The following is a 13,825-nucleotide window of genomic DNA, read 5'->3' as shown; positions in this document are numbered from 1 at the left end:
GTATTGGAGTGAAGATTTACACAGCTTGAATTGCTAGATCCAATGCAAAGATCGTAGTGATTATTCCATCAAACGAAATAAAGAAGTGGCTGGAGCGTTCCGGCATGGGAGAGCGAAATTCATGCAATATGAGCTGGTCGATATACGATCGTTCGTGAAAATCGCCGAAGTTGGCAGTTTTCACGAGGCTGCGGATCACCTGCATATTTCACAGCCGGCACTGACCCGGCGTATCAAGAAGCTGGAAGAGGGGCTGGGAACGGCCTTGCTCGATCGCACGACTCGGCGGGTCAGCCTGACCAGCGTCGGTCGCGATTTCCTGCCCAAGGCGCGACGCCTGCTCGACGACTTCGAAGACTCCATTCTCAACATCAAGGAGTTGGCCGAGCGGCAGGTAGGGCAGGTGACATTGGCGTGCATTCCCACGGCGGCGTTCTATTTCCTGCCGTCGGTCATTCGTATCTACAACCAGCAATACCCGCAGATTCGCATCAGGCTTCTGGACCTCAGTGCCAACGAGGGGCTGGAGGCCGTTCTGCGTGGCGAAGCGGATTTTGGTATCAACATGATGAGCGGCCAGCATCCGGACATCGAGTTCCATGCCCTGGTCAAGGAGCCGTTCGTGCTTGCCTGCCGGCGCGATCATGAGCTGGCGAGTCGCAAGTCGGTGAAGTGGACCGAACTGGCGGGCCATCAACTGATCGGGGTCGGCAGGCTGAGCGGCAATCGCATGCTGCTCGACAACGCCCTGGCAGGCTTGCCCTGGCGCTTGAAGTGGTTCTACGAGGTGCAGCATCTGTCCACGTCGCTGGGCTTGGTGGAGGCCGGCTTGGGTATTTCAGTGATGCCCAGCCTGGCCATGCCGGCCGGGGAGCATCCCACCCTGGTGAGCGTACCGCTGATCGAACCGGTCGTGGACCGAACCCTGGGCCTGGTCACGCGACGGGGCAGCTCGCTGTCGCCCGCCGCCGAGAAGTTCGTTGCGATCTTGCTGGAGCAGTGGCCGCAATAAACACCTCGGCATGGGCAGCCCCGACAGAGCTAGAACTGATACTTCACCAACAAACTGGCCGTGTTCTGGTCCGTGGTGAAAGAGCCGTCATCCTTGATGCCATATTTGTCGGACCAGTAATCGTATTCCACACCCACATACAGATGCTTGGCTTCATAGCCCAGGCTTTTACCCAAGTCATACTTGATCTGCGGGTTGAAGTGCAGGTTGGCGTGGTAGTCGGACTGGTTGTTGCCATGGCCGCTCTTGTTGTTCACCACCCAGTCGATGAAACCGTCGATCAACAGGTTCGAGTTGCCCAGCGGCAGGGTGTAGGACCAGGCAGGAGTAATCTGCCAGGCACCGGAAGGCACGCGGTTGCCGTCGGGTTTGCGGTAGTAGAAATTCAGCTGGAAATAGTCGAAGCCGGGAATGGCCAGATCGAAGCCCGGACCTATCAGGTAGGCGTCGACGTCGTCATCGCCGAACTCGTAGGTGGTGGCGAGCAATATGTCTTTCACCGGCCCGAACGACAGGTCCTGGCCCAGCAGCTTGCCGGCGCTGAAGCGCGGGCTGAACTCGCCATACATACTGTAATTGCCGTTGCCGGACCGGGCGCCGTTATACCAACTGTTATCGACGAAGGCGAACAGATCGCCCCACGTCCATGCGCTGGCATGTTCCAGCGTGATGGTTTGCTGGATGGCCGGATCGACATTGTAATTCTTGCCGTACAGATACGACACACTTTCGCCATGCCACAACAATGGTCCTTGCGCATGTGCGGCACCTGCCCCCAGCAGACCCAACATGCACAGTGATGCTCCCCAAGCGTTTTTCATGTTTTACCCATCAATCAATGTTTTATTTGGAGCGCACCGGTATTCGTTCGACACATGTCCAGGACCGGGCGCCATATTGGTGGGCAGGCCACGCAGTTCGATAGCTGAACCTGCGCAAGGCGCAGGGGTGTAGCGCAATGGCGTCTTTAAAACCAAACCCGGTTGTACGACGCTTCTTGTTCAATCGCGGTCAATCGCGAACGGTCCCCAGGCCTGGCGCACGGGGACCATTTCCAGGCGGTTGATATTGATGTGGGCGGGCAGTGTGGCGACGTGGAAAATCTGCTCGGCGATATCATCCGCCGTCAGTGGGGTCGTGCCTTGATACACCTGGCCTGCAGCCTCCTCGTCGCCCTGGGTGCGCACCAGTGTGAACTCGGTTTCCGCGATGCCGGGGGCCACGTCGGTGACGCGTACGCCCGTGCTCAGTAAATCGCAGCGCAGGTTATAGGAAAACTGTTTGACGAAGGCCTTGCTCGCGCCATACACGTGACTGCCGGGATAGGGGCATGCACCGGCGATCGAGCCGATGTTGATGATGCTCGCGCCGGCGCCGGTTTCCAGCAGCGCCGGCAAGACCGCGTGGGTAACGTTGACCAGGCCGGTGACGTTGGTGTCGATCATGGTGTGCCAGTCGTCGAGGCTGGCGTGCTGCGCCGGCACGGGCGCCAGGGCCAGGCCGGCATTGTTGATCAGCGCCGTCACGCGCTGGAAAGCCTCGGGCAAGCCGGTGACCACTGCGGCGACGGCCGCGGCATCGCGCACATCCATGGCGGCGACATGCACGGGCACGCGTGCACCCAGTTCATCCTGCAGGGCATGCAAGCGCTCCAGGCGCCGCCCGGTGAGAATCAACGACCAGCCTGCCTGCGCAAAACGACGGGCCGTTGCCCGGCCGAAACCGGACGTTGCGCCGGTGATGAAAACAGTACCGCTCATGTGGAAACCTCGACAGCTCAAAAATCGGTCAACGGCGCTCTTCGCGAACGTAGGGTTCGCCCAATGCACCAGGCTGGCTGGCGCCTGCGCGCTTGCTGGCGGCGACCCAGACCATGACCGCCAGAGTCACGGCATAGGGCGTCATCAGCATGAAATATTGCGGCAGTTGCACCCCGGCGGCGGCCAGTTGCGGAATCAACGCCTCGATGCCGCCGAACAGCAGGGCACCAGCAAAGGCGCGCCAGGGCGACCAGCGCGCGAAGATCACCAAAGCGATGGCGATCCAGCCACGGCCACCGGTCATGTCGGCGATCCACATCTTGGTGCTGAGCACGGCGATGAAGCCGCCCGCCAGGCCCATCAATGCGCTGCCGGCCAGAATTGCCGCCAGTCGATAGCGCAGCACCGGCAGACCTGCGGCATCGGCGGCCTGGGGGTTTTCGCCAACGGCGCGCAGCTTGAGTCCCGTGCGCGTTCGGTTGAGAAACCAGACCACCGCGACAAAGATCAGCACGGTGAGGAACACCATCGGGTTCTGCCTGAACAGGCCGCCGACCACGGGTAGCTCGCTCAATGGCCAGAGCTCCGCGGCCTGCAAACCGCTGACCGGACGATTGGTCCAGCCCAGCAAGGTGCCGAGGAGCCCGGTCAGGCCCTGGCAGAAAAACACCAGGGCCAGGCCGGCGATGACCTGGTTGATGCGCAGTAACAGCACCATCAGCGCGAACAGCAACGAGACCGCGCTGGCCGCCGCCATGGCCGCCAACATCGACAGCCCAGGCAGGCCAAGGGCCAGTTGCATGCCGATGCCTGCGAGGGCGCCGACCAGCATCATGCCTTCGGCGCCCAGGGCCAGCACGCCGGCACGTTCAATGATGATCAGACCCAGCGCGGCCAGGGCGAAGGGCACGGCGAATTCGGGAACGCTGCTCAGCCAGTAAGTCACCAGATCCATCACTGTTCTCCTGCCTGGATGCGCCGCAGACGGTGGCGTATGAAGAAGTCCGACGAGGCCACGCAGATCACCAGGATGGCCTGGATCAACTGCACCATCGAAAAGGGGATCTGGTAGAACACCTGCAGGTTGCGCCCGGCGACGAACAGCATCGCCACCACGAGCGCGACCACGGCGGCCGCGAACGGGTTGTTGCGGGCCAGAAACGCGATGAGGATTCCGGAGAAGCCATAGCCCTGATAGAACGACTGGGTCAACCGACCTTCCTGGCCTGCGCTGACGATGAAGCCTGCCACCCCGGCCAGAGCGCCGGAGAGCAACACGGTGCTGAGGATCATCCGCCGTACGGGGACGCCGACCGCGCTGGCAACCTTGGGGTTGGCATCGACGAAGCGCAGGTACAGTCCGGCGCGCGATACGCTGATGAACCACACGGCCAGGGCCATGATGACCAGGGCGATGACGATCGCCACGTTGTAGCCGGCGAACAGGTCCGGCAGGCGTTCGAACGGCTGGAAGGCCGGTGAGTAGGGGAAGTTGTCGCGTGGGTCTTTCCAACTGCCGTAGAGCAGGTGCAGCAGAAAGTTGGCGGCGATGTAGTTGAGCATCAGGGTCGAGATCACTTCGTTGACCTTCAGGCGCAACTTCAGCAGAACCGGGGCCAGGGTCCAGAGCATCGCGCAAACGATGGCCGCTGCCATCATCAAGGGCAGGCGCAATGCTTCGGGGCCGATCTGGAAGATCGAGACGGCCGCCGCGCCAATGCCACCCCAGATCATCTGGCCTTCCAGGCCCAGGTTCCAGAAGCGCGCGCGAAACGCCAGACAACCGGCCATGCCGACCAGAATCATCGGCGCCGCCTGGAACAGCACGGCCTTGAAGTTGCCGGCATCGAGCAGCGTCTGCCCGACGAACTCTTCCAGCAGTTGATCGGCCGGCACGCCTGCTGCCACCAGAATGGCCGTGCTCAAGGCCAGGCCGACAATCACCGCGAGGCCGATCACCAGGGCCTGGCCGCTCCAGCCCATCTGCTGACGCAGCTCCAGGGTGTAGCGTCTGCCGAGCAAGGGTTGGCGTGGCGTCTTGATCAGGGGTTGGGAGAGTTCAGTCATGGCTTACCATCGCTTTGCCAATGGCCTGGCGGTCTGCCGGGCAGTCGAATTCGGCGACGATGCGGCCGCCATTCATCACACCGATGCGATCGGCCAAGGCCATGACCTCGTCAAGGTCTTCACTGATCACCAGTACGGCGGCCCCGGCGTCACGCGCGGCGCGCAGGCGTGCGTGCACCGCCTGGCTCGCGCGCACATCAAGACCACGGCTGGGGCTATGCACCAGGATCAGCCGCGGATCACGGCTGAACTCGCGCGCGATCACCAGCTTCTGAGCATTGCCGCCCGACAGCAGCGCCGCTTTCTGCTGCAGCGAGCGAACACCCTGCACATCGAAATCGGCCACGGCCTGGGCGGCATCTTCCAGCAGGCGTTGGCCGCGCAAGCGCAGGAAGGAGCCGTAGCGCCCATCGTGCAATTGGCCGATGGCGAAGTTTTCCGCTACCGAGAGCGAGCCGGCCAGCGCGGCGCCGTATCGATCGGCAGGGATGGCGGCGATGCGCAGGGCCCGACGCTGTGCGGCGCTGGCGTTGCGCAGGTCGCCGAAGGGCTGCAGATGGATATCCCCTTCGGTGGGCTGTTCAAGGCCCATCAGGGCATTGGCCAACTCGCCCTGGCCATTGCCACCGACGCCGGCAATGCCGTAGATCTGCCCGGCACAGAGCGTCAGGTCGACGCCTCGCAGCGCGCCGGTGCCCGCCACGCTGGTGAGGTTCCTGACCCGCAGCAACGGCTCGCCAGGCGTTGCCGGCAGGGCCGCGCCGTGGGGCATCGACTCGCCCACCGTCAAGCGCACCAGTTCTTCGATGCTGACGCCCTGCGGGTCCAGGGTTTTTATCGTGCGACCGCCGCGCATGACCGTGACCCGGTCGGCATAGCGTTTCACATCGGCCATTTTGTGCGTGACCAGCACCACGGCGGCGCCCTGGCGGGCAAAGGACTGCACGGTGCTCAACAAGCGCTCTGCTTCCTGGTCGGTGAGCACGGCGGTCGGCTCATCGAGAATCAGGATGCGCGCCCCGGCCAGCAGCACCTTGAGGATTTCCACGCGCTGCTGCTCGGCCACCGACAGGGTCTCTACCACCTGGCGCGGATCGAGGACGAAACCCAGTTCCTCGGCCTTGCTGGCGATGGTCTGCTCAAGCGCTGCAAGGCGCTTGCGATAGCTGCCTTCGCCCGGTTGCTCGGGCAGGGCCAGCAGGATGTTCTGCGCCACGGTGAAGGGGCGCACCAGTTTGAAGTGCTGGTGAACCATGCCGATGCGGTGCCGGCTGGCATCCTTCGGGCTGTTCAGCCGCACGCTGTTATCGTCGATCAGCACGCTGCCGGTTTCCGGTGCGTACAGGCCTGCGGCAATGTTCATCAGGGACGACTTGCCTGCGCCGTTCTCGCCGAGCAGGGCATGCACCTCGCCCCAGCGTGCGCTGAAGTCGGCTTCGCTGAGCGCCTTGAAACCGTCGAACGATTTGCTGATACCGGTGAGTTGAAGCGCGTTGGCCTGGCTCATTTCTGGGTCATCACGCCTTTGACGAACCAGTCCATTTTCCACAGGTCCGGATCGCTCATGACCTGGTCCGCAGCAAGCCGCTGTTGGCCATCGCGGTCGGCCATGGGGCCTTTGTAGAGGGTTTTCGTGCCTGCCAGCAATTCAGCCCGGGCCGCTTCGATCTTCGCCCGGTTCTCGGGGCTGATCGCGGCGTCCTTGGTCAGGCTGATATCGGTGCCGCCCTGCTGCATCGACAGCAACGCGCCGTTGGCCTCGGGTACCCAGTTGCCCGCCATGATTTTCTTGATTTCAGGCGTAAGGAAACGATCCCACACCCACATCGACGAGCACACCGTGGCTTTGGGCGCGAACTCGCTCAGATCCCGATGATGACCGGTGCCATGAATACCGCGCTCTTGTGCCACGATCTGCGGAGTAGGGCTGTCGACATGCTGGCCGATCACGTCGATGCCGTTGTCGATCAGCGCCATGGTCGCGGCGCGCTCCTTCACCGGGTCGTTCCACGCACCGGTGTAGATGACAGTGACCGTGGCAGCGGGATTGATTTGCTGAGCGCCCAGTTCGTACGCGTTGATGGTCCAGTTGACCTGGCCGAAGGGGTTGGCAGCAACGAAGCCCAGCTTGCCTGATTTCGACGCTGCCCCAGCCGCCATGCCGCACAGGTACTGGCTTTCGTAGGTGCGGCCGTAGAAGGATTCGAGATTGGCGGCGTTGGTGGTGCCCGAACCATTGAGGAAGGCTACCTCGGGGTACTTCTTCGCCAGCGCCAGGAAGGTGTCGGAGTAACCGAATGCGGTGCCGATGATGATGTTGGCGCCGCGAGCGATCAGGCGGTCGACCACCGGGGTGACCGCCGCAGCGTTTTCGGGGACGCTTTCAACGTACTGGATTTTCTGATCCAGGCTTTTTTCCAGCTTGATGCGGGCTTCGTCGAAGGCCTGGGTCCAACCACCGTCGTTGCGCGGGCTGATGTAGACCATGGCGATCTTGGCCGGGCCCTTGAGGGTGAGGCCCTCGGCGTACGCCGCACTCCCTGTCCCGTAGGCCGAAGCGGCGAGCAACATTCCTGGCAGCAGTGTCTTGAGCATGAGGCGCCTTCCTGAAATATGAGCGTGGGGCAGCAGGGCGCTGCCATGGCCAGAAATCTGCCCTTGGCCGCCCGAAGCTCGAAAGCAGCATCCGTGCCATATCAGAAAAACGCTTGTTTAACAGTTGCTTGAGTTATTCATCCAGCTTAATTCAGAGCAGTTGGTCTGAAGTAGAGCACTTGGTTTGTGCGCCCGGCACGATTACGGGGCGCTCAGTTCGCTCTGGGTCGCACGCCATCGAGTATCAACCCGCGCAACCCCACCAGGACCTCTTCGAAGAACACCGGATCGTGCAGGGTCTTGCCGGTCACGGCCTCTACCTGGGTGCGGAAGTCGGCGTAATGCTGGGTGGTCGCCCACAGCGAAAAGATGAAGTGGTGCGGGTTGACCGGCGCCAGTTGGCTCGTTGCGATCCAGTGCTCGATCACCGCGACCTTGGTGTCGACGGTTTCGCGCAGGGGCTGCTGCAGTTCACTGAGCATCAGCGGGGCGCCCTGCATGATCTCCATGCAGAACAAACGCGATTCCGCCGCGTGGTCACGGGAAAGTTCGAGCTTGGCTTTTATATAGGCACCGATGGCCTCTACCGGGTTCTTGTCGGCAGTGAAGTACTGCAGGGGGCTCAGCCAGACCTCCAGCAACTGCCTGAGCACGCTCAGGTAAAGGTCGTCCTTGCTGGAAAAGTAGTACAGCAGATTGGTCTTGGACACATCGGCCCGGGTGGCCACCTGATCGAGACTGCTGCCGTGCAGGCCATAGCGCGAGAACACATCCAGTGCGGCGCCCAGTATCGCGGTGCGCTTGCTTTCCATCAGTTGCAGCCGGCGCTTGAGTGCCGCGGCGCTGGGCTCTCGGGTCGCCTTGACCACAGGCTTGGGCTTGACGTTGCGCGCGCGCTTGGCACGGGGCTCGTTGACGGGTGGCTGTTCTTTCACGCGACTGGAACCTGCAGCTGGATGTAGACGGCCATGATAACGGGCGAATGTCTGCCGACGATACAGGCAGGGGAGCGTCGTGCATCGTTTTGCACCGGCAGCCGGAAAATCGCACAAACCAAGTGCTCTACTTCAGACCAATTGGTCCACAAGAATGCCTATTTTATTCGTAAGTTAATGAAAGATATAGCTTAATCAAACATGGCCCGATCCCTGCTAAGTACCCTTTCATGCGCAACCTGTCCGGTGCGCAACGTTCATCACTTTGAGAGGGGCCCACATGGATATCGGTGTTTTCACTCCTATTGGCAACAACGGCTGGCTGATTTCCGAAAACGCGCCGCAGTACTTGCCTACCTTCGAATTGAACAAGCAAATCGTGCAGAAAGCCGAGCACTATGGCTTCGACTTTGCGCTGTCGATGATCAAACTGCGCGGCTTCGGCGGCAAGACCGAGTTCTGGGAACACAACATGGAGTCGTTCACGCTGATGGCGGGCCTGGCTGCCGTGACCAGCAAGATCCAGTTGTTCGCCACCGTCGCCACCTTGACCATTCCGCCGGCCATCACCGCACGCATGGCGGCAACCATCGACTCGATTTCCAATGGCCGCTTCGGCGTCAACCTGGTTACCGGCTGGCAGAAGCCGGAGTACGAGCAGATGGGCCTGTGGCCCGGTGACGATTTCTTCGGTACCCGTTACCAGTACCTGGGCGAATACGCGCAGGTACTGCGCGACCTGTGGAGTACCGGGCGCAGCGACTTCAAGGGTGAACACTTCACCATGCAGGACTGCCGCGTCAGCCCGCGTCCGCAGGCCGACATGAAGTTGATCTGCGCCGGCCAGAGCGAAGCCGGTATGGCCTTCTCGGCGCAATACGCCGACTACAATTTCTGCTTTGGCAAGGGCGTGAATACCCCGACCGCGTTCGCCCCCACTGCCCAGGCGCTGGTCGAGGCCAACAAGAAGACCGGGCGCCATGTGACCTCCTGCGTGTTGTTCATGATCATCGCCGCCGACAGTGACGAGGCAGCACGCGCGCGCTGGGAGCACATCAAGGCCGGTGCCGACCAGGAAGCCATTGCCTGGCTGGGCGAGAAGGGCTCGGCAGACAAAAGTGCCAGCTCGAACCTGCGGCAGATGGCCGACCCCACCTCGGCGGTCAACATCAACATGGGCACCCTGGTCGGCTCGTGGGCCAATGTGGCGCGCATGCTCGACGAAGTCGCCAGCGTGCCGGGCACCCAGGGCGTGATGCTGACGTTCGACGATTTCGTGCAAGGCATCGAAGACTTCGGGCAAAAGATACAGCCGCTGATGAGCAGCCGTCGCCACGTGCTGCGCACCCTGGAGGCCGTGTGATGAATACGCCCGTGAACGTTTCCGGCGTGTCCCTGCCGCTGGACCCGCACCCCGCCCGTGAACTGCCTGCACGCCCCGAAGCGCTGCGCATGAAAGCCAGTGAAACCGCGCTGGTGGTGGTCGACATGCAGAACGCCTACGCCACGCTGGGTGGCTACCTGGACCTGGCCGGCTTCGATGTGTCGAGCACGGGGCCGGTGATCGCCGCCATTCAGCGATCCATTTCGGCGGCCCGCGCCGCTGGCATCCCGGTGATTTTCTTCCAGAACGGCTGGGACCCGGCCTACGTCGAGGCCGGCGGCCCCGGCTCGCCCAACTGGCACAAGTCCAATGCGCTGAAAACCATGCGCAAGCGCCCCGAGCTGCAAGGCCAGCTGCTGGCCAAGGGCGGTTGGGACTATGCCCTGGTCGACGAACTCAAGCCCCAGCCGGGCGACATCGTGGTTGCGAAGACCCGTTACAGCGGCTTCTTCAACTCCACGTTCGACAGCACCCTGCGCGCGCGCGGCATCCGCAACCTGGTGTTCACCGGTATTGCCACCAACGTGTGCGTCGAGTCGACCCTGCGCGACGGCTTCCACCTGGAGTATTTCGGTGTGGTGCTGGCCGATGCCACCCACCAGGCCGGGCCGGCATTCGCGCAGCAGGCAGCGTTGTTCAACATCGAAACCTTCTTCGGCTGGGTCTCCAGCGTCGATGACTTCTGCACCACCTTCGCCCCTGTCGGGCAGCCCTCCTGAGGACGCACAGATGACCAAGCAATCGATTATCCCTGCAGGCACCGGCAAGCCCCTGGCGCCGTTCGTTCCAGGCTCCCTGGCCGATGGCGTGCTGTACGTGTCCGGCACCCTGCCGTTCGACAAGGACAACAACGTGGTGCACGTCGGTGACGCGGCAGCGCAGACCCGTCACGTGCTGGAAACCATCAAGGGTGTGGTGGAAACCGCCGGCGGTACCCTGGATGACGTGACCTTCAACATGATCATGATCCGCGACTGGGCCGACTACCCCAAGGTCAACGAGGTGTACGCCGAGTACTTTGCCGGCGAGAAACCTGCGCGCTATTGCATCCAGTGCGGTCTGGTCAAACCCGACGCGCTGATTGAAATCGCCAGCATCGCTCACGTTGGCTGACGCTCAGCCCGGAGGTTTCCATGCATCATTCCATTCAAGGTCGAAAGGACCCCAGCGCGCCTACTTTGCTGCTGAGTTCAGGTCTCGGCGGCTCAGGCGGATTCTGGGCCGGTGACCTGGCGGTGCTCGGCGAGCATTTTCGCGTCGTGACCTATGATCACGCCGGCACCGGGCGCAGCCCTGCGCAACTGCCGGAAGGCTACTGCATCGCGCACATGGCCGAAGAGCTGCTGGCACTGCTCGATGAGCTCGACATCGAACAGTGCCATTTCATGGGCCATGCTCTGGGTGGACTGGTTGGGCTGGAACTGGCAGCGATGTGCCCGGAGCGGTTGAGCAGCCTGGTGCTGATCAACGCCTGGAGCAGCCCCAATCCGCACAGCGCCCGTTGTTTTGCGGTACGCAAGAACCTGCTGCGCCACTGCGGCTCGCAGGCTTACGTACAGGCGCAGGCGCTGTTCCTCTATCCCGCCGACTGGATCGCCAGCAATGGCGCGCGTCTGGCAGAGGACGAGGCCCATGCTCTGGCCCATTTTCCCAGCCATGACAACCTGCTGCGGCGGATCAACGCGCTGGAAACCTTCGACATCGAATCGCGGCTGCAGGGCATTCATACGCCCACGCTGCTGATCGCCAACCGCGACGACATGCTGGTGCCGTGGCAGCGTTCCCGGCACCTGGCCGAGCAGTTGCCCAATGCCACGCTGGTGGTACTCGAATACGGCGGGCACGCGTCAAGCGTCAGTGATCCGCAACCCTTCCATCATGCTGTGCTGGACTACTTTCAAGGACTTTCACTATGACCGTGCCTCATTCGCTTCCCGTCGAGCGTCAAGCCTTTCGTGACGCCATGGCCGGCCTGGCTGCCGCCGTCAACGTCATCACCACCGACGGCCCCCATGGGCGCGCGGGTTTCACTGCCACGGCGGTGTGCAGCGTGACCGACCAGCCGCCGACGCTGCTGGTGTGCATCAATCGCACTGCATCGGTGTACGAGTCGTTCACGGGCAACGGCACGGTGTGTGTCAATACGTTGGGCAATGGCCAGCAGGCGTTGTCCAACGCCTTTGGCGGCAAGACGCCCCAGGCGCAGCGCTTCGAGGGTGGCTGCTGGAGCCAGGGGGTCACCGGTGCGCCGATACTGGAAGGGGCCAAGCTGTCTTTCGACTGCAAGATCACCAGCAGTACCAGCGTCGGTACCCACGACATTCTGGTGTGCGAAGTGCTGGATATTCGCCAGCAAAACGAAGCCGACGTGCTGGTCTACTTCGCTCGCCGTTACCACGAGCTGGCCGGCACCCAGGCCAGCGCCTGAACGCAGTGGTCAGTCGGCCTTGCTCATCAACATGAACAGGCGAAACAACACGACGCTGGGCAGCAGTTGCAGGAAGCTGTTGACGCTGTCCACCAGCAGCCGCACCAGCGTGGGCTGGGTGTCGGTCCAGGCCATGGCGCTCAGGCCGTCGAGCAGCCACAGCGGGATCATGATCGCCAGCAGGGTGAACAGGATCGGCCAGAACTTGCCCTTGGTCATGTCGAAGCTTTCGCGCATGGCCTGCAAGGGGGTGATGTTGCGCAGCACCAGCAGGTATTCCGAGAACGACAGCTTGATCATCAGGTACAGGCCCGGCAGCACGAACAGCCACATGCCGAACATGATCAGCAGGGTACTGAGGGCGGCCATCAGGGCGAAGCGCGGCCACAGGTGCAGGGCCTTGCCCAGCAGGTGCCGGCCCTGCGGCTCGTAGCCGTCGGTGCGGGCATCGAGAAACAGGATCAGCGCGGCGGTGTACAGCGGGTAGAACAGCAAGCCCACCGCCACGTCGTACATGACCGTGGCATCGGGGCCACTGGCGCGTGCCACCAGTTCGCGCGCCAGGGCCTCGCAGACCACCAGCGGCAGGCACAGGCGCAGGATCGCCCACAGGTTGATGCGGAAGAAATAGAACGAGTCGCGCAATACGATCAGCGGGTTCATGGGGCTGGGTCACAGGTCAAAAAGCAGGTCGACACTTTAGCCGATGGTGACGCTTTTCAACACCCGGCCCGCAGGCTGCGAACGGCGGCAATGCGGGAGGGTGAACAAAGTTTAATCACGGCCGGTCATTGAAAGGCGGGGCGCCAGCCCCATCATTGAAGCAGAACCGACGCACTGTGCGCCGGCTGTACCCATTTTGTGGGCAATCGAGCGAGGTCGCCATGAACACTGATGAACAAAGCTTGATCGACGGTCTGTTTACCCGCCTTCAGCAGGCCGAAAAGGAAGGCAGTGCGCGCGATGCGCAGGCCGACGAGCGCATCAAGGGGCACGTCGCCGCCCAGCCGGCCGCGCCTTATTACATGGCCCAGGCAATCCTGGTCCAGGAGGCCGCGATCAAGCGCCTGAGCGAGCAGAACCAGCAGCTGCAGACCGAATTGCAACAGGCGCGCAGCCAATCGGCAGCACCGGCGCAGCAGGGCGGTGGTGGTTTCCTGTCGAGCATTTTCGGCGGTGGCAATCGCGAAGCACAACAGCCTGCGCGGGCGGTGCAGCCGCAGGGCAATGGCTGGCGTGAGCCGGCTCGCCAGGCGCCGGCGTACCAGCCGCCGCCACAGCAGAACTACGCCGCCCCAGGTGCTCAGGCGCCGGCCGCAGGCGGCGGTTTCATGCGCGGCGCCCTGCAGACGGCCGCAGGTGTGGCCGGGGGTGTGATGCTGGCGCAGGGCATCAGCAGTCTGTTTCACCATGACAACCCGCAAGAGATCGTCGAGGTGATCAAGGAAGAGCCCGCCCAGGCCAGCGACGGCGGTGGCTGGAACGAAAGCGGCGATGCCCAGCAGGTCAGCAATGACAGCTGGAATGAACAGGGTGGTTTGGCGGATGCCGGTTATGACAGCGGCGATGACGGCGGCTTCATGTCCGAGGATGATGATTTCGTGTAAAGGCTGAGGGCCTCTTCGCGGGCGGCGAGCCCTCTGC

Annotated in this window: 15 protein-coding genes; 7 read left to right on the top strand and 8 right to left on the bottom strand. The window is 62.6% G+C overall.

The features are described 5' to 3' along the window. Positions 1-121: 121 nt before the first annotated feature. The gene (locus IFT57_RS17425; RefSeq protein WP_122795441.1) at positions 122-1,012 is read left to right on the top strand and encodes a LysR family transcriptional regulator; all 891 of its coding nucleotides are present in this window, start codon (positions 122-124) and stop codon (positions 1,010-1,012) included. A 29-nt stretch (positions 1,013-1,041) separates the two neighbouring features. Here the strand turns inward: IFT57_RS17425 and IFT57_RS17420 are convergent, their stop codons facing one another. The 7 genes from IFT57_RS17420 to rutR form a co-directional block, all read right to left on the bottom strand. Beyond that, on the bottom strand, positions 1,042-1,833 hold the full coding sequence (locus IFT57_RS17420; protein WP_192152168.1) for an outer membrane protein OmpK: 792 nt from the start codon (positions 1,831-1,833) through the stop codon (positions 1,042-1,044). Between the two features lie 180 nt (positions 1,834-2,013). Further along, the gene (locus tag IFT57_RS17415) at positions 2,014-2,772 is read right to left on the bottom strand and encodes an SDR family NAD(P)-dependent oxidoreductase (protein ID WP_192152167.1); all 759 of its coding nucleotides are present in this window, start codon (positions 2,770-2,772) and stop codon (positions 2,014-2,016) included. Between the two features lie 28 nt (positions 2,773-2,800). Then, the gene (locus IFT57_RS17410) at positions 2,801-3,727 is read right to left on the bottom strand and encodes an ABC transporter permease (RefSeq protein WP_192152166.1); all 927 of its coding nucleotides are present in this window, start codon (positions 3,725-3,727) and stop codon (positions 2,801-2,803) included. Further along, entirely contained in the window at positions 3,727-4,839 is a 1,113-nt protein-coding gene (locus IFT57_RS17405; RefSeq protein ID WP_192152165.1) for an ABC transporter permease, read from the bottom strand. The genes IFT57_RS17410 and IFT57_RS17405 overlap by 1 nt, the downstream gene beginning before the upstream one ends. Beyond that, on the bottom strand, positions 4,832-6,346 hold the full coding sequence (locus tag IFT57_RS17400; protein ID WP_192152164.1) for an ABC transporter ATP-binding protein: 1,515 nt from the start codon (positions 6,344-6,346) through the stop codon (positions 4,832-4,834). Before IFT57_RS17400 ends, IFT57_RS17405 begins: the two co-directional genes overlap by 8 nt. Continuing rightward, positions 6,343-7,434, bottom strand: coding sequence for a BMP family ABC transporter substrate-binding protein (locus IFT57_RS17395; RefSeq protein WP_122795435.1), 1,092 nt, complete (start codon positions 7,432-7,434; stop codon positions 6,343-6,345). The genes IFT57_RS17400 and IFT57_RS17395 overlap by 4 nt, the downstream gene beginning before the upstream one ends. 212 nt (positions 7,435-7,646) lie before the next feature. Then, positions 7,647-8,369 carry an HTH-type transcriptional regulator RutR gene (gene rutR / locus IFT57_RS17390; RefSeq protein ID WP_192152163.1) on the bottom strand — a complete coding sequence of 241 codons (723 nt, stop codon included), beginning with the start codon at positions 8,367-8,369 and terminating at the stop codon, positions 7,647-7,649. 280 nt (positions 8,370-8,649) lie between these two features. Here rutR and rutA point away from each other — a divergent pair, with 280 nt between their 5' ends. From rutA to rutF, 5 genes are read left to right on the top strand one after another with little or no spacing between them, the layout of a single operon-like run. Beyond that, positions 8,650-9,732, top strand: a complete 1,083-nt coding sequence (rutA, locus tag IFT57_RS17385) for a pyrimidine utilization protein A (protein WP_192152162.1) — start codon at positions 8,650-8,652, stop codon at positions 9,730-9,732. Then, entirely contained in the window at positions 9,732-10,472 is a 741-nt protein-coding gene (rutB, locus tag IFT57_RS17380; protein ID WP_185795166.1) for a pyrimidine utilization protein B, read from the top strand. The genes rutA and rutB overlap by 1 nt, the downstream gene beginning before the upstream one ends. A 10-nt stretch (positions 10,473-10,482) precedes the next feature. After that, a complete protein-coding gene (rutC, locus tag IFT57_RS17375) occupies positions 10,483-10,866 on the top strand; it encodes a pyrimidine utilization protein C (protein WP_122475450.1) in 384 nt (127 codons plus the stop codon). Positions 10,867-10,886: 20 nt separating this feature from the next. Continuing rightward, positions 10,887-11,669, top strand: a complete 783-nt coding sequence (gene rutD, locus IFT57_RS17370) for a pyrimidine utilization protein D (RefSeq protein WP_192152161.1) — start codon at positions 10,887-10,889, stop codon at positions 11,667-11,669. Continuing rightward, positions 11,666-12,181, top strand: coding sequence for an NADH-dependent FMN reductase RutF (gene rutF / locus IFT57_RS17365; RefSeq protein ID WP_122795430.1), 516 nt, complete (start codon positions 11,666-11,668; stop codon positions 12,179-12,181). Before rutD ends, rutF begins: the two co-directional genes overlap by 4 nt. 9 nt (positions 12,182-12,190) lie before the next feature. Here the strand turns inward: rutF and IFT57_RS17360 are convergent, their stop codons facing one another. Then, positions 12,191-12,844 carry a YciC family protein gene (locus tag IFT57_RS17360; RefSeq protein ID WP_122715059.1) on the bottom strand — a complete coding sequence of 218 codons (654 nt, stop codon included), beginning with the start codon at positions 12,842-12,844 and terminating at the stop codon, positions 12,191-12,193. Positions 12,845-13,065: 221 nt separating this feature from the next. Here IFT57_RS17360 and IFT57_RS17355 point away from each other — a divergent pair, with 221 nt between their 5' ends. Further along, entirely contained in the window at positions 13,066-13,788 is a 723-nt protein-coding gene (locus tag IFT57_RS17355; RefSeq protein WP_192152160.1) for a DUF2076 domain-containing protein, read from the top strand. Positions 13,789-13,825 lie beyond the last annotated feature (37 nt).

Source organism: Pseudomonas sp. CFBP 13719, assembly GCF_014842095.1.
Taxonomy (GTDB): domain Bacteria; phylum Pseudomonadota; class Gammaproteobacteria; order Pseudomonadales; family Pseudomonadaceae; genus Aquipseudomonas.
Note: the sequence above shows the minus strand (reverse complement) of the source record. Positions and strands in the feature narration are given on the sequence as shown.